Source organism: Phaeobacter sp. G2 (assembly GCA_025163595.1).
GTDB lineage: Bacteria > Pseudomonadota > Alphaproteobacteria > Rhodobacterales > Rhodobacteraceae > Pseudophaeobacter.
In genome coordinates this window covers 43,222-63,803 of sequence record CP104106.1, presented here as the reverse complement: position 1 = coordinate 63,803, position 20,582 = coordinate 43,222, and the positions used below count along the sequence as shown (strand labels likewise).

The window sequence follows — 20,582 nt, the reverse complement described above, 5'->3', positions numbered from 1 at the left end:
CTGTGTCAGACGATTTTCTTCATGACCGCCAAGAGCGTGTCGGTGAGCCTGCTGTAGGGCGGATTCAGAAGGTTGGCCGAGTTCAGCCGCGCCTGCCGGAAGACCGGCTTGTGGGCGCTGAAACTGTCAAACCCAGCCTTGCCGGTATGGGTGCCCATGCCGCTGGCCCCAATGCCGCCGAAGGGCAACTTTTCCTGGAACACGTGGAACAGGGTTTCGTTGACGCACATCCCCCCGGCCCAGGTGTTTTGCAGCATGTGTTTTTCACGGGCGCGGTCATGGCCAAACCAATAGAGCGCCAACGGACGGTCATGGCTGTTGATATAGCCCGTGACCTCATCCAGGCTGTCATAGGTCTTGATTGAGAGAACCGGGCCGAACACTTCCTCCTGCATCACTGCCATGTCGTCGCTGGGGTTAATCACCATATTCAGCGGCAGAATCCGGTTGTTGGTATTGCCCTCGCCACCATCGGGGTTGACCGTCACCACCTTTGCCCCCTTGTCACGGGCATCGGTGACCAGATTGCGCAGCCGGTCGTAATGGCGGTCCGAAACGATCGTAGTGTAGTCTACGTTGCCATCGAGGTTGGGAAAGAACTTGGTAAAGCCCTTCTTCATATCCCCGACGAACCCATCAAGCTTTTCGGTGGGCACAAAGACGTAGTCCACTCCGATGCAGGTCTGGCCACAGTTCAGCACCTTGCCGCGCAGGATCGAGCTGACCGCCTTGGCCGGATTATAGGAATGGTCGATGATCGCGGGGCTCTTGCCCCCCAGTTCCAGCGTGACAGGCGTCAGGTTGGGTGCCGCGGCCTGGGCGATCTTGCGCCCCACGGCGGTGGACCCCGTAAAGATCAGGTGGTCAAAAGGCAGTTCGGCAAACGCATTGCCCAGCTCGGCCCCGCCGGTGACGACGGCCAACAGGTCCTCGTCAAAATTGTCGGAAACGAGATTGCCCAGAAGTTCGGTTGTATGTACCGTGACCTCGCTGGGCTTGATCATCATACGGTTGCCTGCGGCCAGCGCATGCACCGCCGGAAGAAGCGCGATGGCATAGGGATAGTTCCAGGGAGCGATATTACCGATCACTCCTAGGGGCTGCGGCACCACCTTGCATGTGGCCGGCAGCGAATGCAGGCTTGTGCCCACCCGGCGCGGGCGCATCCATTTGCGCAGGTGACGGCGGGCATGTTTGGCGCCCTGGATGACAAGGAACAAATCGCTCAGCGTGGTTTCGCGCACCGAGCGGTTGCCGAAATCCTTGTCGATGACATTACAAATGTCGTGCTTGTGTTTCTCGGTCAGTTTCAGCAGCTTTTCGACATTGCCGCACCGTTCTTCGTAGGACGGGTAGGGGTTGGCATTGGAGGCGGCTTTCTGGCAGGTGAAAAGCGCCTTGAGATCGTCGATGGAGGTGTCAGGGACGATAGGCGTGGCATAGGAATTCATGGTTAGTCCTTTGTATCAATTTCGAGGAAGCGGCGCAGCATATCGCAGGCCATTGTCTGTTCTTCGGTCTTGAACATCCTGCTCTCCTATCGCGCCAGAATCAGAATCGAGGCCACAGCCCCTTCGATCCCGATCAACCCACCACCATTTTCGGCAATTGCCACGTTTGCGTCGTCAACCTGGCGTGCGCCGCACTGGCGCAACCAGGCCGCCGATCCCCGCGTCTCCAAAATGACATTTACATGTTGCATTTTCATACCTTTACTTACTGACCAGTAAGTAATAATAAGCCTGCGCTGTCAACATCAAATTTCCTTATCTATTACAGCACCTTGGAAGAAACGCTCGAATGGGGGTTCATAAAACCTGTAAAAAACCGAGAATCAGAGTGACAGCTTTTTCGGGCGAGACTCGTTGTTCGCGAAGGAAATCTCACAGGAATTGCCCAAGGCCCAGGCTCGACGCGATCTTCCGCGTTGCCAGGCCAGAGGTCTTCAGCCCGAGGGCTTCGGCGATCTTCCGCATAGGCAATCGTTCATTCTGGGGCTCTTAACTCTTCCTGCCGGAAGACAAGGCTACCCCGCCGCACGATCGCCCAGCGGCGTCTCTCAGCCCGGGTCCGGGGTGACCGGATGCCCCGGAATCCGTGGCCGGATCAAACCGGAATCACTGACCGGATGTTATCGGAATGCCAGACCGGATGAGCCCGGTGTGCGCAACCGGGTTCCATCCGTTCGCTTTGAGTGGTCAAAGACAGGGATGAAAGGCAGTATTTTGCGCTTGAGCGCCAGCCAGACAAGGTTCTCAGAATACCCGTATGCCGAGTCCGCTGCCACCCAATCTGGCTTCAGGCCGAACCGCTCTGACGTCCGGTCGATCATCTTGATATTGCGCCCACTTCTGCCTGCCGGATCAACCGCCAAGCATCGACATCCACGATGATCCCATGATCCGTGTCGATCAGATAGTTGTCAGAACAGGCAAAGAAAGCCGGGCCTTTCCGCGCAGCCGTCTATTGGCTGGCGGGATCCAGAGAAGGCCCAAGAAATGGAGTTGACGAAACATGCCCACCTAAAGAAACGAGCGGTATGCAAGGTTCAAATGAACCTCTTCGCAAAGCCGTCGCTCGGACCAGAGGCCAAAGCGGTAGCCTACGAGCAGCCCATGCCAGAAGTTTTGATTTCGTGCAGCGCCTTCGCTGCAAACTTCTTCGACAAACGGGGAGCAGGCCGTCTGGGCCATGTGTGGTTTTGGCTATTGCCAACGCAGCATTCCTAATCGCGTGCTGCATAGTCTTCGGTGCGATCAGGCCTACATCACCAAAGCTATCATTGAGCCCGGCGCTGAGGCCCAGAGTCCGAACAACTCCGTTCCTACGTTCGTTGCCGCTGTCGGGAGCGGGACCTGTCAGAAATCTGCGATGTGTAGCCGACTGAATTTGTTCGGTGGTGCCTATGCGGAAGATCGCCGAAGCCTTCGGGCTGAAGACCTCTGGCCTGGCAACGCGGAAGATCGCGTCGAGCCTGGGCCTTGGGCAATTCCTGTGAGATTTCCTTCGCGAACAACGAGTCTCGCCCGAAAAAGCTGTCACTCTGATTCTCGGTTTTTTACAGGTTTTATGAACCCCCATTCGAGCGTTTCTTCCAAGGTGCTGTAATAGATAAGGAAATTTGATGTTGACAGCGCAGGCTTATTATTACTTACTGGTCAGTAAATAAAGGTATGAAAATGCAACATGTAAATGTCATTTTGGAGACGCGGGGATCGGCGGCCTGGTTGCGCCTGAACAGACCCACCGAGTTGAACGCTCTTTCGCGGGACATGGTCTTGGAGCTTGGGGCTGCGCTTGAGCACATTCGTCGTGACGAAAAGCTGCGAGTTGTGGTGCTTACCGGCAGCGGCCGGGCGTTCTGTGCCGGTGCCGATCTCAAGGCGGTGCAAGCGGGTCTGTCACAGGAGCGGTCGGAAGACGGTGATTTCCTCGATGCCGTAGCCGAGGTTTTTCAGACGCTCCGTAATTATCCCAAACCTGTCATTGGTGGCCTGAACGGGGTGACCGTCGCCGGCGGACTTGAACTGGCCATGTGCTGCGACGTTCTGATCGCCGCAGAAAGCGCGAAGATCGGCGATGCGCATGCCAATTTTGGGGTCTTTCCGGGGGCCGGTGGCGCCGCTGTGCTTCCCTCTCTGATTGGCCTGCCGAACGCAAAATACCTGCTGTTTTCCGGCCGCAGTCTGCCGGCGTGCGATTGGTTGCGAATGGGGCTTGTCCAAGAGGTGGTTGCCGATGACGCGCTTGAGACCCACCTCGATGCCTTTGCTCAAAGCCTGGCCGACAAAAGCCCGCTCGTCCTGTCGCGCATGAAAGCGGTCGCCAACGCGTCCGTCGAGATGTCGCAAGCCGAAGCTCTGGCCTGGGAATTGTCGGTCCTGCGCGACCACCTGACATCAAACGACGCTGCCGAAGGGCTGGCGGCGTTTTCGGAGAAACGCAAACCGGTCTTTGCCGGAAACTGATGAGGACCAAGATGGACAAGGTTTACATAACCGGCGTGGCGATGACGCGCATGGGACGCCTGGACGGGGCGACCGTGAAGTCGCTGTCCCGCGAGGCCGTCACCGGGGCCCTGGCTGATGCCGGGATTTCCGCCGGTGCGGTTGAAGCCGCCTATTTTTCGAACGCCACACAGCGGCATCTGGAAGGCCAGTTGATGATCCCGGGCCAGATCGCCCTGCGCGATATGGGAATCGAGAGCATTCCGGTTGTGAACGTCGAAAACGCCTGCGCCAGCGGATCGACCGCCCTGAACCTGGCGGCGCAGTTTCTGAAGGCAGGCGAAGGCGATGTGGCGCTGGCCGTCGGGGCCGAGAAGATGTGGACTGGTGATAAAGCCAAGATGTTCAGCTTCTTCGACTCGGGCTGGGAACTGGCGACTGCCGAGGAGAATGAAAAACAACTGCTGGCGCTGGGACATGGGATCGATCTGCAGGAAGGCAGCGAGTCCGAAAAACCCTATTCCGTTTTCATGGCCGTCTACGCCGCCTTTGCCCGCGCGCATATGCGCCTCTTTGGGACGACACAGGCGCAATTCGCGGCCATCGCGGCCAAGAACCACATGCATTCGGTGGAAAACGACAAGGCGCAGTTCCGCGATCCCTACACTGTTGGCGACGTGCTGGGCGCGCCGCCGATCACCTATCCGCTGACCCTGCCGATGTGCGCCCCGATGAGCGATGGCGGTGCTGCGGCGGTGCTGATGACCGAAGCGGGCATGAAGCGCCACGGCATTTCCCGAGACCGCGCCATCGAGTTGCGTGCCAGCGTGATCCAGACCGGTTCGGACCGGGATGGCGACGACTTTGAAAACCATCTGACCGCTAAGGCGGCCCGGCGCGCCTATGAGAAGGCCGGGCTTGGGCCCGAGGACGTCTCGGTCGCCGAGGTGCATGACGCCACTGCTGTGGGCGAGCTGATCCAGATCGAAAACCTTGGTCTTTTTCCCTTTGGTGAGGGCGCGGCAGCCTCCGAACGTGGCGAGACCACGATTGGCGGGCGTGTGCCGGTCAACCCGTCGGGTGGGCTGGAGTGCAAGGGCCACCCGATCGGCGCCACCGGTCTGGGGCAGGTCTATGAGCTTGTCAGCCAGCTGCGCGGCGAATGCGGCACGCGCCAGGTCGAAGGGGCAAAGGTGGCAATTGCAGAGAACGGTGGTGGGCTGATCGGGATCGAAGAGGCCGTGGCCTCGGTCCTGATTCTGGCACGATAGGAGAGCGAGATGTTCAAGACCGAAGAACAGACAATGGCCTGCGACATGCTGCGTCGCTTCCTCGATGACCAGATCGAACCGGAATACCTGAAGGTCAAGGATGCGCCGTTTGAAAAAGAGGTGATCCAGGGGTTCCTCACGCAACTGTCCGAATTCGGCCTGACCTCGGCCCCCCATCCCGAAGAGGCGGGTGGCATGGGGCTCGATTGGTCCACGCACCTGATGCTATTCGAAGAGGTCGGCGTCACGGCGATGGACATTGCGTTGCCGATCCTAATCAACGTGGTGGGCGCCGACCTTTTGCTTCGCCTTGGAACCGATGAACAACGCGCGCGCTATATCCCACAGCTTCTGGCGGGTGAGACATCCGTGGCCATCGGCATCTCTGAGCCGGGTGTCGGCTCGGACGTGGCGGCGGTCAAGACACGCGCCCGCAAGGATGGCGGCGATTGGGTGATTTCGGGCGAAAAGACCTGGATTTCGAACGGGCGTTTCGCCGATTTCCTGATCTGCACCTGCAACACCGGCGAGGGGTTGACGCATATCCTGGTCGACCGCAAGGAACACGGGTTCGAAACCCGCGACATCCCCAAGATCGGCCTCAATGCACAGTCGACCTCGCAGGTCTTCCTCGATGAGGTGCGGGTGCCCGTTGAGAACACCATCGGCGCCGAAGGGCGCGGGTTGCAGCAGACGCTGGTCGTGTTCGAACGCGCGCGGGTGCATATGGCGATGTGGGGCATCGCGCTGGCGCGCCGGGCGCTTGAGGAATCGATCCGTTACGCGCAAGAGCGCAACCAGCATGGCAAGCAGATCGCCGGGCATCAGATGATTGCCGACAAGATCGCCACCATGGCAACCGAGATCGACGCCGCGCGCCTGCTGACCCATCGTGCCGCCGGCATGATCGACCGCGATGAACGCTGCGACACGGAATGCGCCATGGCCAAGTGGTACGGCACCGAGATCGCGGTGAACGCCACGCGGCAGGCGGTGCAGATCCATGGCGGCAACGGCGTGACCCGCGAGTTCATCGTCGAACGCCTGGCCCGCGAAGCCATCATCGGGCCGATCCCGGACGGGACCACAGAGATTCAGAAACTGCTGATCGCCCGGTCCCTGACCGGTGTGGCGGCGTTCAAATAGGGGCCCAGGTCATGAAGATAGAAGGCAAGACCATTATCGTGACCGGCGGGGCCTCGGGACTTGGTGCTGCGACGGCAGAATACCTGCACGGGCTGGGTGCACAGGTGGCCATGTTCGACCGCGACATGGAACAGGGCACCGCGCTGGCCGACCGTTTGGGCGCGGACCGGGCCATGTTCCGGCAGGTGGATGTGACCAGCGACGAGCACGTGTCCGAGGCCATCTCGGCTGTGGTCGACCGCTTTGGCGCGCTGCATGTCGCCATCAACTGTGCCGGTGTGGTCAGCCCGATGAAGGTGGTCGACCGCGAGGGCGCACCTGCGTCTCTCGATGCCTTTCGCCGCACGGTCGAGATCAACCTTGTGGGCACGTTCAACGTGATGAGCCAGGCCGCCGCGCGGATGCTGGAAAACCCGCCCGAAGACGGGGAAGAGCGTGGCGTGATCGTCAACATCTCGTCCGGGGCGGCCTATGAAGGCCAGATCGGGCAGACTGCCTATGCCTCGTCCAAGGCCGGTGTGATAGGGCTCAACCTGCCTGCCGCGCGCGAGCTGGGGCCGAAAGGCATCCGTATCAACGCCATCGCGCCGGGACTGTTTGGCACACCGATGGTGATGAGCCTCGGAGATGAGGTCGTCGCCTCGCTCGAAGAAAGCGTCGAGGCCCCCAAGCGGGTGGGCCGGATGGAAGAATTCGCCCATGCCTGCGCTTTTCTGATCGAAAACAGCTACATGAACGGCGCGACCCTGCGTCTGGATGCCGCCACGCGGCTGCGGGCGAGGTGACGAGATGCTGACACGCAACGGTCCCCTCAAAGGTGTTCGGGTCATCGAAATGGCCGGGATCGGGCCTGCGCCCTTTGCGGCCATGCATCTGGCCGACATGGGCGCCGAAGTGGTGCGGATCACGCGCCCCGGTCAGGCTTTCCCCTTGCCGATCGATGAGAAACACAACCTGTTCAATCGCTCGCGGCGCAGTCTGGTGCTCGATCTGCGGCAGGCAAATGATGCTGAAAAGCTCTGGGGGCTGATCGAGCGGGCCGAGATTCTGATCGAGGGCTTCCGCCCCGGCAAGATGGAGAAACTCGGATTCGCTCCAGAGGCGGTTCTGGCACGCAATCCGGCGCTGGTCTATGGCCGCATGACCGGATGGGGACAGACCGGGCCGCTGGCACAGGCTGCCGGGCATGATCTGAACTATGCCGCGATCACGGGCGCGGTTCATGGGCTGGGCGAGGCCGACCGGCCCCCGCCCGCGCCAATGAACCTGATTGCCGATCAGGGTGGTGGCGCGATGATGCTGAATGTCGGCATCCTCGCGGCCCTGACCCATGCGCGCGCAACCGGCGAGGGTCAGGTGGTCGACGCGGCCATGTGCGATGGGGTCAACCTCTTGATGACCATGCAACACGGGCTGGCGGCCGGTGGGGCCTGGAGCGGCGAGCGCGCTGGCGATTTCATCAATGGCGGGGTGGCGTGGTATCGTTGTTACGAAACCGCCGACGGAAAGTTCATATCCATCGGCTGTGTCGAGCCACAGTTCTTTACCGAATTCCTGCGCCTGACCGGGCTGAGCGATGATCCGCGTTTTGCCGACCAATATGCGCCCGAGGCGCAGCCGGCCATGCGCGAGGCCCTGACCGAACTGTTCCTGACCCGGACACAGGCCGAATGGTGCGAGGTGCTGGAAGGCAGCGATGCCTGCTTTGCGCCGGTGGTGCCACTGGCCGAAGCTGCCACACACCAGCACAACCGGGCACGCGAGAGCTTTGTCACCGTGGACGGCATCGAAATGCCCGCCCCGGCCCCCCGATTCTCACAAACCCCGCCAGACATTCCGACAACCGGTGACGCCGGTTTCGTCGAAATGAACGAAATCCTAGAGCATTGGAGGGCCGCCATATGACCGGTCTGAGTTTCGCCGACGCCATACAGCTTTTGCTGGTCGGCCTGTCACAGGGCTGTCTCTACAGCCTGATCGCCATCGGCCTGGTGCTGGTCTACAAGGCTACCGAGCAGGTGAACTTCGCCCAGGGCGAGTTCATGATGCTGGGGGCCTTTGTAGGCTATCAGTTCATCGTGCTTTGGGGGTTGCCTTATTGGCTGGGGGCCTTGCTGACGCTCGTGTTCATGGGCGGGTTCGGTTACGGGGTCGACGCGCTTGTTGTGCGGCGGCTCACCGGGCAGCCGGTGTTCACCGTTTTTATCCTGACGCTGGCGCTGGGAATTGCACTGCGCGCCGTGGCCGGGATTGTATGGGGCTTTGGCAACTATTCGCTGCCTGCCCCGGTTGAGGGCAATCTGACGCTTGGGTCGGTCATCATTGGCTGGTCCAGCGTTCTGGCGATCCTGGTAACCGCCATCGTGGCCAGCGGGCTTTACGCCTTCTTCCGCTATGCCCGCCAAGGCGTGGCGATGCAGGCCTTGTCCCTGAACCAATTGGCGGCCTTTTACATGGGCATCCCCGTCAAGCGCCTGACCTCGTCCATCTGGGCCATGTCCGCAATCTTCGGCGCCATCGCCGGCCTGCTCCTGGGCCCGGTCACGCTGGTCTCGACGCAGATGGGATTTGTCGGCTTCAAAGCCTTTGCCGGCGCCATTGTCGGCGGGTTCGGATCGATCCCCGGCGCCGTTCTGGGCTGTTTGCTGATCGGCGTGACCGAGCCGTTCTTCGACATCATGTTCCCGACGTTCAAGGGCATCGGCGCCTATCTGATCATGTTCGTCGTGCTGCTGATCCGGCCCGAAGGGCTGCTGGCACAAATCTACGCAAAGAAGGTATAGGCTCATGCGCGTTCTTTTCCGCAAATCCTACAAGCAGGACATCCGCCTGTTTCGCGACCGCACACAGGCTTTCTGGTATCTGCTGTTCTTGTGTATCGCGCTTGCCGCCCCGCTGTTCCTTGACGGCTACTTTCTGGACGAATTGTCGTTTGTCTACATCTATGCCATCGCCGGCCTGGGTCTGATGATCCTCACCGGATTCTCGGGACAAGTGAGTTTCGGGCAGGCCGCCTTTGTTGCCATCGGCGCCTATGCTCATACCATCCTGCTCAGCCGCTACGGCGTGCCGTGGATCCTGTCGCTGCCCCTGGCGGCGCTGATCACTGGTTTGGTCGGGCTGGCCATCGGGCGCATGCATGGCTTGTATCTCGCCATCGCTACGCTTTCGATTGCTATCGTGACCGAACGGCTGATCGGCGGCGGCGGCGATTTTACCGGCGGACATCGTGGCCTGCCGGTTCCGGGCATCGACATCTTCGGCATCGCCATCGACCAGAGCTGGAAGACCTACCTGTTAAATCTCGCCCTGTTTGTCGGCGCCATTCTGATGACGCGCAACCTGTTGCGCACACGGTCTGGCCGCGCCCTGATCGCGATCCGCGACAGCGAAGTTTCGGCCCGTTCGCTGGGCACGAATGTGGCCTTCTACAAAGCCTATGCCTTCTTCCTGTCGGCGGTGTTCGCCGGTCTGGCTGGTGGGCTTCTGGCGCATGCGTTCTACTACATTACACCGGAAACTTTCGGCATGGGTGAGAGCATTCGCCTGCTTCTTATGATCGTTGTCGGTGGGATCGGCACCATCCACGGGGCCATCTTCGGCGCGTTCTTCATCGTGCTGCTGCCCACCGTCCTGAGTTGGGTCAAGGTGCTGCTTCCCGGGGCCATAGCCACATCCGGCGGGTTCGACAGCCTCGCCTTCGGGATGATCCTTCTTGGCTTCATCCTGTTCGAACCTGATGGGCTCTATGGCCGCTGGGTCAAAATCCATCACTATTTCAACGTCTTCCCGATGTACAAGCGCCGCAGCTTCCAACGTCAGAAGACCTTCCTCAAGACGGAGCGTCTGAAATGAGCTGGCTTGAAGTCGAAAACGTGTCGCTGGCATTCGGTGGGCTGAAAGCCGTCGATAACCTGAGCTTCTCGGTGGAACCGGGCAAGGTATTCACCATCATCGGTCCCAATGGTGCCGGCAAGAGCACGGTGTTCAACCTGATCTGCCGCATCTATGACCCGCTGGAAGGCGATATCCGCTTTGGTGGCGAAAGCCTGCTGGGGGCCAGGCCCCACGAAGTGATCAACCACGGCATCGCCCGCACCTTCCAGAACATCGAATTGTTCGAGCATGCCTCACTTCTGGACAACCTGTTGATCGGCCGGTTCCGGCATGGGCGGTTCTCGCCGCTGAGCGAGCTGTTCTTCCTGCCCGGCCAATTACGCCAGGAACTGGAGCACCGCCGCAAGGCGGAAGAGGTTATCGAGTTTCTCGATCTCGAAGGCTACCGTCACGCCCGCGTCGCCGACCTGCCTTACGGCGTGCGCAAGAAAACCGAGATGGCGCGCGCGCTGGTCGCCAGCCCCGAGATCCTGTTGCTGGATGAGCCCTCCAGCGGGCTGACCACCGAGGAAACCGACGACACCGCCTTTGTGATCGAAGACATCCGCGAGGATCTGGGCATCACCGTGGTGATGATCGAGCACGACATGAAGCTGGTGAACAAGGTCTCGGACAAGGTTCTGGCAATCAACGAAGGCCGCTTCCTGGCCACCGGCAGCGCCTCGGAGGTGCAGGACGACCCGGATGTGCAGGCAGCCTATCTAGGGGGGGAAGCGGCATGAGCGAAGTTCTGAAAGTCCGCAATGTCGAAACCATGTATGGCCGCGTCATGGCGATCCGCGGTGTCAGCCTTTCGGTGCGCGAAGGCACCGTGGTCACGGTCATGGGATCGAACGGCGCTGGCAAGACCACTATCCTGAAAACCATCTCGGGGGCGCTCGACCCGTTCAAAGGTGAGATCACATTCAAGGGTAAGGCCATTACCGGCCTGGATCCGGATGTGATTGCCCGCACCGGTGTGGCCCATAGCCCCGAAGGACGCGAAGTGTTTGCGCTTTTGTCGGTGAAAGACAACCTGATGATGGGTGCCTATTGCCGCAAGGACCGCGACGAGGTGGCGCGCGATTTCGAAAAGGTGCTGGGCTGGTTCCCGGTCCTGCGCGAATTTCTCGACAAGCAGGCGATCTACCTGTCGGGCGGGCAACAGCAGATGGTGGCCCTTGGACGCGCCTTCATGGCACGGCCCAGCCTGATGCTGCTGGATGAGCCGTCGCTGGGTCTCTCGCCCCGGCTGATTTCCGAGATTTTCGCAATCATCAAGCGGATCAATGTCGAGGAAGGCATGACGATGCTGCTGGTGGAACAGAACGCCAGCGTCGCGCTTCCGGCCGCCGATTTCGGCTATGTGCTGGAAACCGGGCGGATCGTCATGGAAGGCGAACGCGACGTGCTGATGAACAGCGCCGATATCCGCGAATTTTACCTTGGCATCAAGGCCGACAGCGCGCGGGGCGACCGCCGCTGGAAAGCAAGGAAGACATGGCGATGAACGACATCTCTACACAAAACTGGACCCCGCCCGTCTTTGAAATCGACGGCTGCGACACACTGCCCAAGCTGTTTCGGCAGAACTGCCGGAAATTCGGGTCTGCGATCGCGATCCGCGAAAGGGATTTCGGCATCTGGGAAGAATACACCTGGACCGACTACTATCACCGGTCCCGGCAGGCAGGTTGTGCGCTGATGGCCTTGGGGGTCGATGCCGGCGACGTCGTGGCGATCATCAGCGAAGACAACAAGGAATGGGTGTTTTCCGATCTCGGCATCCAGTGCATCGGCGCGGTCACCCACGGGCTCTACCCGACCTTGCAGGAAAAACAGGTCGCCTATCAGCTCAACGACAGCGGCGCCAAGGTGTTGTTCGTCGAGGACGAGGAACAGCTCGACAAATACCTGCTGGTACAGGACGAGCTGCCGGGGATTGAAAAGGTCGTTGTCTACGACATGGAAGGCCTGCGCCGCTTTGAGCATGACAAGGTCATGGGATGGGAGGCATTCCTTGAACTCGCCAATGACAGCGACGCAAGCATTCAGGCCGCGTTCGAGTCGCGCTTGGACGCCGGCAAAGGCGAGGACATCGCCACGCTGATCTATACCTCGGGCACTACCGGCGCGCCCAAGGGCGCGATGATCTCGCACCGGTTCTTTCTGGCGCAGGCCGACAACCACCCGGAAATGCCGCTGGGCCCGGGTGACGAGATCCTGACCTTCCTGCCGCTGTGCCACGCCGCCGAGCGCATCATCTCGGTCGCGACCCCGATCCGGCATGGCATCACCATCAACATTGCCGAGAGCGGCGAGACCTTTAACGCCGACATTCAGGAGGTGGCCCCGACTTTTATCTTCGCGGTGCCACGGGTGTGGGAGAAGTTCTATTCCCGCATCAGTTTCATCATGAATGACGCCACCGCCTTTGGCCGCTTTGCCTATACTCAGGCGCTGAAAGTGGCCGAACGCCGCGCCGCGGTGTTGGCGGAGGGCAAAAAGGCGCCGCTGAGCCTGAGCCTTTTGCACAAGGCGCTCGATTTCTTGGTGTTGCGCAATATCCGCGTCGAACTGGGTCTGGCGCGGGCGCATACGATCGTCTCGGGTGCAGCGCCAATCTCGGCGCGGCTGCTCAGTTGGTTCAACGCACTCGGCGTCTCTGTGCAGGAAGCCTATGGACAGACCGAGACTGGCATTGTCACTGCCACGGTTCCAGGCCAATCGCCCATCGGGTCGATCGGGCGGGCCATGCGCGGCGTCGAAGCCAAACTGGCCGAGGATGGCGAGATCCTGATACGCGCGCGGTCAAACTTCTCTGGCTACCTGAGCCAGCCGGAAAAGACCGCCGAGACCATGGTGGATGGCTGGGTGCATACCGGCGATGTCGGCAAGATGGATGACAATTGCGATCTGACCATTCTGGACCGCAAGAAGGACATCATCATCACCGCCGGCGGCAAAAACATCACGCCCTCGCAGCTGGAAAACGAGCTGAAATTCTCGCCCTACATCTCGGACGCTGTGATCATTGGCGACAAGCGCAAGTACCTGACCGTGCTGATCATGATCGACCAGGAAACGGTCGAGAAATACGCGCAGGACAAGCGCATCCCGTTCTCGAACTACAAATCGCTCTGCGAAAGCGAGCCGATCATCGAGTTGATTGGCAACGAGGTGGACCGTGCGAATTCCGGATTTTCGCCGGTGGAACAAGTGAAGAAGTTCCGCTTGATCGACGTGCTTCTGACGGCTGAGGACGAGGAACTCACTCCGACGATGAAACTCAAACGCAACGAGGTCGAGCGCAAATACAAAGACCTCATCGACACCATGTACTGAACCTTGAAAGGGAGGAAATCATGAAGAAGTTTGCAATCGCGCTGGCATTTTCCGCGCTGGCCGCCGGGGCGGCGATCGCCGATCCGCAAGGCGTGACCGACGACAAGATCACGCTTGGCGCCTATACCGATCTCAGCGGTCCGCTGGCTGTCTGGGGTGTGCCCGAAGCCAACGGTCTGCGCATGCGCGTGGACGAGATCAATGCCACCGGCGGTATCCATGGCCGCCAGCTTGAGATCGTGATCGAGGACATGCAATATCAGGTGCCGCGCGCCATTCAGGCCGCCAACAAGCTGTTGCGCCGCGACAAGGTCTTTACCATGGTCGGCGCGCTTGGCACGCCGATGAACCTGGCCGTGATGCCGCAGCAGCTGGATGCTGGTGTGCCCAACATGTACCCGATCTCGGCAGCCGCCGAGATGGCCGAGCCACTCCACCCGATGAAATACGCCTTTTTCCGCTCCTATACGGAACAGTTCCGCGCGGGCGTGGCCTATTTCCACGCAAACGGCGGGTTTGAGACGCCCTGCGTCGCGCAGATCGCCAATGAAGCGGGCGAGTCGATGACGCTGGGTGTTGAGCAGCAATTGCACGAGATCGGCATGGAGATCGCCGCCAAGACCGAGCATTCGGCCACCGAGACAGACATGGTCTCGTCGGTAACCACGCTGAAGAATGCCGGCTGCGATATCGTGTTCCTGTCAACCGGCGTGGGCGACACGATCCGTATCGTTGCCACTGCCAAGAAGCTGGGTTTTGAGCCCACTTTCGTGGCCAGCATGGTGCCTTACATGGACGCCGTGGCCCAGGCGGCCGATGGCGCGATGGAAGGGCTGCATTTGGTGTCGCCTTTCGTCTATGCCGAAGCTGGCAGCGCCGATGGAGAAGCCAAGCGCATCCTCGAAAGCTATGCCGAGATCTACGGCGAGAAAATGGCGCCGCAGGCCCAGCTTGGCTATATCTTCATCGATCTGATCGCAACCGCGCTCGAAGCGGCCGGTCCGGAGTTGACCACCGAAGGGTTCCTTGCCGCGACCGAAGCGATCAATGGTTATGTCGATCCGATCGGCGGCCAGACCGTCAGCTTCGGCCCCGAAGATCACCAGGGGGTGGAAACGCTGATCCTGGCCAAGGTTGAAAACGGCGCCTGGACAGTTGCAGCCCGGGGCCTCGACTACTAAACTTGGTAAGATGCCGGGCGGGAAGAATTCTCGCCCGGCGCACAATTTCAAGCGAGGGTCATGTGCCTGCAATCCAGTGGCATAGAAAGACAAAAGACGTCGAAGAGCAGCAGGAACTGAAGCGCCGTGCCGTGTTGGACGTTGCGGCGAGACTGTTTTCGACAGTCGGTTACAAGAAAACCTCGCTCGATGATATCGCCGCCGAACTCGATCTGACCAAGCCTGCACTCTATTACTACGCCCGCAACAAGGAAGACATCCTGATGCAGTGCTCATTGGTGTCGCTGGAAGGGGTCAAGCTTTGCTTTGACGCGGCCCAGGTATCAACTGGCAACGGCCTTGACAGGTTGCGCGTGTTTTTTCGTTCTTACGCCGCATTGGTTGTGAGTGATTTCGGTTCCTCATTGATGCGCGAGGCGCGCCGCAACCTCACGGGCAGAAACCAGGACAAACTGCGCCAGACCCTGCGCGATGGTCAGGATTTCCTTGAAGAGATCATCAAGGCCGGCATTGAAGACAAATCGATCCGCCAAAGTTCAACAAAAAGACTGGCGCAGGTGCTGTTCTCGGCCTTCAACCAGATGCCGGAGTGGTACAACCCTGACGGTTCGGAACCTCCTGAGGTTATTGCCAACCAGATCCTTGAACTTGTCAGCGATGGAATACGAGCCTAGCGCACCCAATGCTGTGTTTTTGCGCTCAATTTCGGCATACAACCAGACCAGTCACAGTCGGGATTTCGGAATGCCGGTTGATTGGGGGGCAATTCATTCGGTGAAATCTGACGAAGATCGTTGCCCTGCCCACATATGCACAGGAGTATCCGCTACCGGCCATTTGATTATGCCGAGGAATGCAAGACGTTTGATGCTTGGTTCAATAGGGATAGGATTTCCGGTCGTTCCGCTTCACGAGGGATGGCGTTCAGGTTTCGCGGCGATTTCCGGCAGTACCGAACGACCACATATCCCTGTCATGGAACGCGGTCTCAATTCGCCCGAACGTAGCTTCCCGGTGCCGGCTCGATGGATTTGTACTTTCCGCGGTTGACGGGCTTTCGAGGCTTGACGGTCTTGCCGTCTTTGGCCTCGAGCCAGTCCGCCCAGTAGGGCCACCACGACCCCGGCATTTCCGTGGCCTTGGTCAGAAAATTCGCTGGTTCTGGCGGATAGGTGTCGCTTTTTCTGAAACCGTATTTGGCACGTTCGGTCGGGGGGTTGATGACTCCGGCAATATGGCCCGAGCCGCCAAGGACAAATTCAACCTCGCCGCCGAGTATCTGCGTCGCTGGATAAATCGAGGTCCAGGGGGCGATGTGATCCTCGGACGTGGCAAGTACGAAAACCGGCGTTTCGATCTTGCTCAGATCGATCTTGACACCGTTCATTTCCAATCCACCGGGCTGGCGCAGCCGGTTCTCTAGATAGACCTCTTTGAGATACCAAAGCAGCATGGCCGCAGGCAGTCGTGTGGAATCCGAATTCCAATACAAAAGGTCGAAAGCCCGGGGTTTCCGACCGCGCAGGTAATTGGCCTCGAAGAACGACCAGATCAAATCGTTCTCGCGAAGCATCGAGAACATGTCCTGCAAGTGATAGGCTTCAAGATAGCCTTTCTCTTCCATATGCGCACGCAGGACTTCCAGCCGGTTTTCATCGACGAAGACGCCGATTTCGCCCACGTCCTTGAAATCGACCATGGTGGCCAGTGTCGTGGCGGAATTGACCCGGTCATCACCAATGGCTGCGAGGTAAGCCAGCGTTGCCGTCACCAGGATGCCACCAATGCAGAAACCGAGGATATTGGCCTTTTCTTCGCGGGTGATGTCGCGAATGGCATCAAGCGCGGCCAGCGGTCCGAGTTTCATGTAATCAGCAAAATCCTTGTCCGCGTGATCGCTGGTCGGGTTGACCCAGGAAATCACGAACACGGAATGCCCCCGATCCAGCATGTAGCGCACCAGGCTGTTCTTCGGCTGCATGTCCAGAATGTAGAACTTGTTGATCCAGGTGTCACTGTACCCTCATTAATCAGAATTGCCTTTAAAATTATCGTTTGTTTTCAGCGGCACGATGTACCCTTAATTTTCATATTGTACCGTTAATTGCCATACTGTACCCTTTATTAGCATACGGTCAGTTCTGTGGATAAGTGCTGACAGGAATAGGGCAGGGATTGGCGTGGTCAGCGAGCGTCTTGCAAAACATCGAGCAGCAGTCCTCCGTCCGATCCTGGAACTTGAGAAGAAGGGTGAGCCGATCAGTGCGGCAATCGGAGATGCTGCTTGGGAACTAGGTTTGGCGAAGAGCCACACCTGGTCGCTTTACCGCCGTTTGCGCGAGAACGATGGGCGGGCCGCAGCACTGGAACTCAGTCGCCGGGGGCCGAAACCGGGGTCGAAACGGATCGCGCGAGAAGTCGAAGACCTCATCGATGAACGCCTACGGCGCTATTATCTGGTCCGCGAACGCTCCAGCTTTCTGCGAATTTGGCGTGAGATCCGTTCGGAATGCGAGGCAAAGGGCTTCCAGCCACCGGCACGAAAAACGCTGAAAGCTCGGCTCGATGCAATGGACGAGAAAGAGATTGTTAGAAAGCGCCGTGGTGCCAAGGAGGCGAACAAGACTTTTGCGGCACGTCCGGGCCGGCTTGCGGTTGGAACGCCACTGGAAATTGTTCAGATCGATCACACCTTGGCCGACATCATTTTGGTCGATCACGTGGATCGGCGACCGCTTGCGCGCCCATATTTGACGGTAGCCATCGATGTTGCAACCCGGATCGTTCTCGGGGTCTTCGTCAGCTTTGATGCACCATCAGTTCTTTCGATCGCGCTCTGCCTCGATCATTGTGTGCGTCGGAAATCGATCCACGTCCCAGGGAAGCTGGAAGAATTGGTCTGGCCGACATCCGGCATCCCGAAGGCGATCCATGTCGATAACGCGCAGGAGTTCCACAGCGACGCCTTCTCATCGGCCTGCGAAGATTGGGGCATTGCCGTCGAGTACCGCCCGCCTGGTGCAACGCACTTCGGAGGTCATATCGAACGTTTGATCGGAACGGCCATGGGGGCTGTTCATGTTTTGCCCGGGACCACGCAATCCTCCGCTGCCGAGAAGGGCGATTATGACAGCGAGAAACATGCGGCTCTGACCCTGGCCGAGTTCGAGGACTGGCTTCATCTGGAGATTTGCCGCTACCACAATACCCGCCACGAAGCCCTCGGGCGAACGCCGCTGGCCGCTTGGGCTGACTTGGGCGGAGACACTGCGGGGCGGCAGGTTGTCGATGTCGAAGCCTTCCGGACAAGCTTCCTGCCTTTTGAGTTGCGCCAGCTCGGGCGCACTGGGATCACTCTCTTTGGGGTGCACTACTGGAGTGATGCCTTCGCGTCGTTGGTCGGACGGGGCAGCGGCAAGGTGCAGGTGAAGTACGACCCGCGGGACCTGTCGCAGGTCTGGGTTCTCGTCAATGATGGCCGCATGATCCCGGCTCGGTATCGGGATCTGAGCCACCCTCGGATATCGCTTTGGGAAAGTCGTCGGGCGCGGAAGGAATGGCAAGACAGGCATGGCGGTCGGATCAACGAGAAGGCCTTGTTCCAGGTGATCGACGCGCAGAGACGACTGGCCGAGGCGGCGCGTCAGAAGACAAGGACCGCCCGTCTGGAGAGCGAACGCGAGACGCGGCTTCCCAAGCACCAGCCGCGCCGCGATCCGTCCCGAGAAATGTTCGCCATCGACACTGGTAACCCAGACCTCCCCACTTATCCGATTGAAGAGTTTGATGACCCCAGAAGAAAGAATTGACCGCATCCGCAGCGATCATTGGATCGCATTCGACCGTGCCACGATTGTTCTCAACCGATTGACGTCCCTGATGGAAATGCCGCAGCAGAGCCGGATGCCTGGCCTGATGGTCTATGGCAGTTCCGGTATTGGCAAGACGATGATCGCCAAGCGCATGGCCAGCAAGTATCCGACGCAGTACAACGCAGAACTGGGCATCACGAAGACCCCCATCCTGCTGGTTCAGGCGCCGCCAGCGCCGGACGAGCGACGCTTCTACCAGCACATCCTTTCGACGATCGGGGCGCCGATGTGGGGGCGGCATACCGTGTCCGAACTTGAGGTCCGCGCGCTCAGTCATCTTCGGGATATGGACCTGAAGATGCTGATGATCGACGAGGTGCACAATCTGCTTGCCGGTAGTTACCGGGAGCAACGCCGGTTCCTGAACATGCTGCGGTTCTTGGCCAACGATCTCTGTGCCTCGCTTGTCGTTTTCGGTGTCAACGAAGCGCTCGAGGCCGTCCGCGGTGACGACCAACTGGCCCGTCGCCTGGACGAACACTACCTGCCGCTCTGGGAGGACGACGTGGAGTTCTCTCGGCTCATCCAAACGCTGATTGCCGCGATGGCACTTGAGCAGCGGTCGGGCCTCACGGTTGCGTCGCTTCGGACAATCCTGAAAGTGACGGGCGGTGTGACCTCGCGCGTGTTCATCATGATCAAGTCCTTGGCCATCGATGCGATCGAGACGGGTGAGGAGCGGATCACCGATGAGGCCGTTCAGGCCTGGCAGCCGGTATGGGCGAAGCATGCTTGGAGCATTCCGCGCCAACCCATCGCGGAGTTCGGGTGACCGTGAACCCATTGCCGCGTCGACCGCCACCGGTATCCGACGAGCTTCTCTCGAGCTGGATCGGGCGGTTGGCCCGGGCCAATCATTGTTCCGTCGAAGAGCTTTGCGGCTATCTCGGTTTGGGGCAGGGCAGGGTGCCGGAGCATGCGGGTGACCTTGGGCATGTGAACTGGGCTCGGCTATGTCCGGCGGTTCAGCAGACCCGGGATGAGATCGCGGCCATGACCCTCCCGGACACGACGCATCATCCCGCTCAATGCGTATCTAGCGATGACTTCCAAAGTTGCGCAAACTGCTCGAAACAAACCTCGGGACTGGTCCTGCGCCACTGGCGCTTCGCCTGGTCGCTGACTTGCGAAAACTGTGGTCGACCTCTTGTGGCGAGGCATCCGGCCGATGGTCTATCAAACAGGCTACGTGTCCGCGCCGCTCGGGGCGCGGCATTGCTGAAGACGGCGGTTGCCGCCGCCGATCTGAGGCACATGCAGCGGATCAGCCATACGCTGTGCCTCTTACAAGTACTTGAGTTGGTATACAGCGTGCCACTCACGTCGCGGTGTCAACTGGAGCGGTCAATAGCACTCGCAGCTGTCGATGTCTGCTCAGCCCGTCCATTATTGGGAGTGGCCATCTTGCTGCGCGGAAATGAACAAGCATTCTGGGATCTCCGACGCGCCTTTCCTCAGCGCAGACGTTTGATTGAGAAGGTGCGCAAGCTGTCGATGAACCTCGATATGCGACTTCCGCGAAGACGTCGGCAGGAAAGCAGTCCCGTTGACCGATCTGCCAGGGCGACGTCGCCCAAAAAGACGTCTGCGCAGGCCCTAGACGCTGCCCGTCAGGCCATCTCCGAGCTCGGTGCCGATGCAGATCGTCAAGCGCTTCTGGCACGAGCCGATGCAATCTGGAAGCGCCAAAGCTGTGTCAGCCACTGACGCAGCGCCCTGTGGATATATTGCAATTAAGGGTACAGAATCTGCCGAAAACGCTTCCAATCCGCAGAATCTGATTAATTAGGGTACAGTGACAGACGTGAAGTAGACAAGCGCGACACCTGCATCTCTGCAAAGACAATGAACCGGCGGGGCTACACCCCCGCCGGTTCTATCGTGTCGGAGAGCGGTGTCTGCTCCATCAAACTACTGAATCTGATTGAGGTCGATGTATGTAGC

Annotated in this window: 18 protein-coding genes and 1 pseudogene; 15 read left to right on the top strand and 4 right to left on the bottom strand. The window is 59.6% G+C overall.

Annotated features, from left to right (window positions below):
• Window positions 1–5: 5 nt before the first annotated feature.
• The 3 genes and pseudogenes from N1037_23230 to N1037_23220 all read right to left on the bottom strand — a co-directional run bounded on the left by N1037_23230 (window position 6) and on the right by N1037_23220 (window position 2,481).
• Window positions 6–1,451 carry a coniferyl aldehyde dehydrogenase gene (locus N1037_23230; protein UWS82042.1) on the bottom strand — a complete coding sequence of 482 codons (1,446 nt, stop codon included), beginning with the start codon at window positions 1,449–1,451 and terminating at the stop codon, window positions 6–8.
• Between the two features lie 86 nt (window positions 1,452–1,537).
• Window positions 1,538–1,702, bottom strand: coding sequence for a hypothetical protein (locus N1037_23225; GenBank protein UWS82123.1), 165 nt, complete (start codon window positions 1,700–1,702; stop codon window positions 1,538–1,540).
• 459 nt (window positions 1,703–2,161) lie between these two features.
• A pseudogene (locus tag N1037_23220) lies at window positions 2,162–2,481 on the bottom strand (IS5/IS1182 family transposase).
• A 698-nt stretch (window positions 2,482–3,179) separates the two neighbouring features.
• Here N1037_23220 and N1037_23215 point away from each other — a divergent pair.
• The 12 genes from N1037_23215 to N1037_23160 all read left to right on the top strand — a co-directional run bounded on the left by N1037_23215 (window position 3,180) and on the right by N1037_23160 (window position 15,440).
• Window positions 3,180–3,968: an enoyl-CoA hydratase/isomerase family protein gene (locus N1037_23215; GenBank protein UWS82041.1), complete on the top strand. Its 789-nt coding sequence runs from the start codon at window positions 3,180–3,182 to the stop codon at window positions 3,966–3,968.
• A gap of 11 nt (window positions 3,969–3,979) precedes the next feature.
• Window positions 3,980–5,218, top strand: a complete 1,239-nt coding sequence (locus N1037_23210) for a thiolase family protein (protein ID UWS82040.1) — start codon at window positions 3,980–3,982, stop codon at window positions 5,216–5,218.
• Between the two features lie 9 nt (window positions 5,219–5,227).
• The gene (locus tag N1037_23205) at window positions 5,228–6,364 is read left to right on the top strand and encodes an acyl-CoA/acyl-ACP dehydrogenase (protein UWS82039.1); all 1,137 of its coding nucleotides are present in this window, start codon (window positions 5,228–5,230) and stop codon (window positions 6,362–6,364) included.
• Between the two features lie 11 nt (window positions 6,365–6,375).
• Window positions 6,376–7,149, top strand: coding sequence for an SDR family NAD(P)-dependent oxidoreductase (locus N1037_23200; GenBank protein ID UWS82038.1), 774 nt, complete (start codon window positions 6,376–6,378; stop codon window positions 7,147–7,149).
• Window positions 7,150–7,153: 4 nt separating this feature from the next.
• Window positions 7,154–8,269: a CoA transferase gene (locus N1037_23195; protein ID UWS82037.1), complete on the top strand. Its 1,116-nt coding sequence runs from the start codon at window positions 7,154–7,156 to the stop codon at window positions 8,267–8,269.
• Entirely contained in the window at window positions 8,266–9,147 is an 882-nt protein-coding gene (locus N1037_23190) for a branched-chain amino acid ABC transporter permease (GenBank protein ID UWS82036.1), read from the top strand. Before N1037_23195 ends, N1037_23190 begins: the two co-directional genes overlap by 4 nt.
• 4 nt (window positions 9,148–9,151) lie before the next feature.
• Window positions 9,152–10,219 carry a branched-chain amino acid ABC transporter permease gene (locus N1037_23185; protein UWS82035.1) on the top strand — a complete coding sequence of 356 codons (1,068 nt, stop codon included), beginning with the start codon at window positions 9,152–9,154 and terminating at the stop codon, window positions 10,217–10,219.
• Window positions 10,216–10,983 (top strand): ABC transporter ATP-binding protein, encoded by a 768-nt coding sequence (locus N1037_23180; protein ID UWS82034.1) that lies wholly within the window; start codon window positions 10,216–10,218, stop codon window positions 10,981–10,983. Before N1037_23185 ends, N1037_23180 begins: the two co-directional genes overlap by 4 nt.
• Window positions 10,980–11,750: an ABC transporter ATP-binding protein gene (locus N1037_23175; GenBank protein ID UWS82117.1), complete on the top strand. Its 771-nt coding sequence runs from the start codon at window positions 10,980–10,982 to the stop codon at window positions 11,748–11,750. The genes N1037_23180 and N1037_23175 overlap by 4 nt, the downstream gene beginning before the upstream one ends.
• Complete coding sequence (locus N1037_23170) at window positions 11,747–13,585, top strand: long-chain fatty acid--CoA ligase (GenBank protein UWS82116.1); 1,839 nt, start codon at window positions 11,747–11,749, stop codon at window positions 13,583–13,585. Before N1037_23175 ends, N1037_23170 begins: the two co-directional genes overlap by 4 nt.
• A 20-nt stretch (window positions 13,586–13,605) precedes the next feature.
• The gene (locus N1037_23165) at window positions 13,606–14,766 is read left to right on the top strand and encodes an ABC transporter substrate-binding protein (protein UWS82115.1); all 1,161 of its coding nucleotides are present in this window, start codon (window positions 13,606–13,608) and stop codon (window positions 14,764–14,766) included.
• A gap of 62 nt (window positions 14,767–14,828) precedes the next feature.
• Window positions 14,829–15,440, top strand: coding sequence for a TetR/AcrR family transcriptional regulator (locus tag N1037_23160; protein ID UWS82114.1), 612 nt, complete (start codon window positions 14,829–14,831; stop codon window positions 15,438–15,440).
• 314 nt (window positions 15,441–15,754) lie between these two features.
• Here the strand turns inward: N1037_23160 and N1037_23155 are convergent, their stop codons facing one another.
• Window positions 15,755–16,753 (bottom strand): alpha/beta fold hydrolase, encoded by a 999-nt coding sequence (locus N1037_23155; GenBank protein UWS82121.1) that lies wholly within the window; start codon window positions 16,751–16,753, stop codon window positions 15,755–15,757.
• 193 nt (window positions 16,754–16,946) lie between these two features.
• Between N1037_23155 and N1037_23150 the strand changes: the two genes are divergently transcribed.
• The 3 genes from N1037_23150 to N1037_23140 are packed head-to-tail and all read left to right on the top strand — an operon-like array spanning window position 16,947 to window position 20,345.
• Window positions 16,947–18,575 carry a Mu transposase C-terminal domain-containing protein gene (locus N1037_23150; protein UWS82113.1) on the top strand — a complete coding sequence of 543 codons (1,629 nt, stop codon included), beginning with the start codon at window positions 16,947–16,949 and terminating at the stop codon, window positions 18,573–18,575.
• Complete coding sequence (locus N1037_23145) at window positions 18,553–19,410, top strand: TniB family NTP-binding protein (protein UWS82112.1); 858 nt, start codon at window positions 18,553–18,555, stop codon at window positions 19,408–19,410. The genes N1037_23150 and N1037_23145 overlap by 23 nt, the downstream gene beginning before the upstream one ends.
• Window positions 19,356–20,345 (top strand): TniQ family protein, encoded by a 990-nt coding sequence (locus tag N1037_23140; GenBank protein ID UWS82111.1) that lies wholly within the window; start codon window positions 19,356–19,358, stop codon window positions 20,343–20,345. The genes N1037_23145 and N1037_23140 overlap by 55 nt, the downstream gene beginning before the upstream one ends.
• The last annotated feature ends 237 nt before the right edge of the window (window positions 20,346–20,582 follow it).

What these genes read in the sequence shown, in the direction of transcription:
- N1037_23145 (UWS82112.1), top strand. Translation starts at nt 18,553, where the DNA reads ATGACCCCAGAAGAAAGAATTGACCGCATCCGCAGCGATCATTGGATC.
- N1037_23195 (UWS82037.1), top strand. Translation starts at nt 7,154, where the DNA reads ATGCTGACACGCAACGGTCCCCTCAAAGGTGTTCGGGTCATCGAAATG.
- N1037_23210 (UWS82040.1), top strand. Translation starts at nt 3,980, where the DNA reads ATGGACAAGGTTTACATAACCGGCGTGGCGATGACGCGCATGGGACGC.
- N1037_23180 (UWS82034.1), top strand. Translation starts at nt 10,216, where the DNA reads ATGAGCTGGCTTGAAGTCGAAAACGTGTCGCTGGCATTCGGTGGGCTG.
- N1037_23225 (UWS82123.1), bottom strand. Translation starts at nt 1,702, where the DNA reads ATGCAACATGTAAATGTCATTTTGGAGACGCGGGGATCGGCGGCCTGG.
- N1037_23185 (UWS82035.1), top strand. Translation starts at nt 9,152, where the DNA reads ATGCGCGTTCTTTTCCGCAAATCCTACAAGCAGGACATCCGCCTGTTT.
- N1037_23175 (UWS82117.1), top strand. Translation starts at nt 10,980, where the DNA reads ATGAGCGAAGTTCTGAAAGTCCGCAATGTCGAAACCATGTATGGCCGC.
- N1037_23140 (UWS82111.1), top strand. Translation starts at nt 19,356, where the DNA reads ATGGGCGAAGCATGCTTGGAGCATTCCGCGCCAACCCATCGCGGAGTT.
- N1037_23230 (UWS82042.1), bottom strand. Translation starts at nt 1,451, where the DNA reads ATGAATTCCTATGCCACGCCTATCGTCCCTGACACCTCCATCGACGAT.
- N1037_23215 (UWS82041.1), top strand. Translation starts at nt 3,180, where the DNA reads ATGCAACATGTAAATGTCATTTTGGAGACGCGGGGATCGGCGGCCTGG.
- N1037_23205 (UWS82039.1), top strand. Translation starts at nt 5,228, where the DNA reads ATGTTCAAGACCGAAGAACAGACAATGGCCTGCGACATGCTGCGTCGC.
- N1037_23165 (UWS82115.1), top strand. Translation starts at nt 13,606, where the DNA reads ATGAAGAAGTTTGCAATCGCGCTGGCATTTTCCGCGCTGGCCGCCGGG.
- N1037_23170 (UWS82116.1), top strand. Translation starts at nt 11,747, where the DNA reads ATGAACGACATCTCTACACAAAACTGGACCCCGCCCGTCTTTGAAATC.
- N1037_23190 (UWS82036.1), top strand. Translation starts at nt 8,266, where the DNA reads ATGACCGGTCTGAGTTTCGCCGACGCCATACAGCTTTTGCTGGTCGGC.
- N1037_23200 (UWS82038.1), top strand. Translation starts at nt 6,376, where the DNA reads ATGAAGATAGAAGGCAAGACCATTATCGTGACCGGCGGGGCCTCGGGA.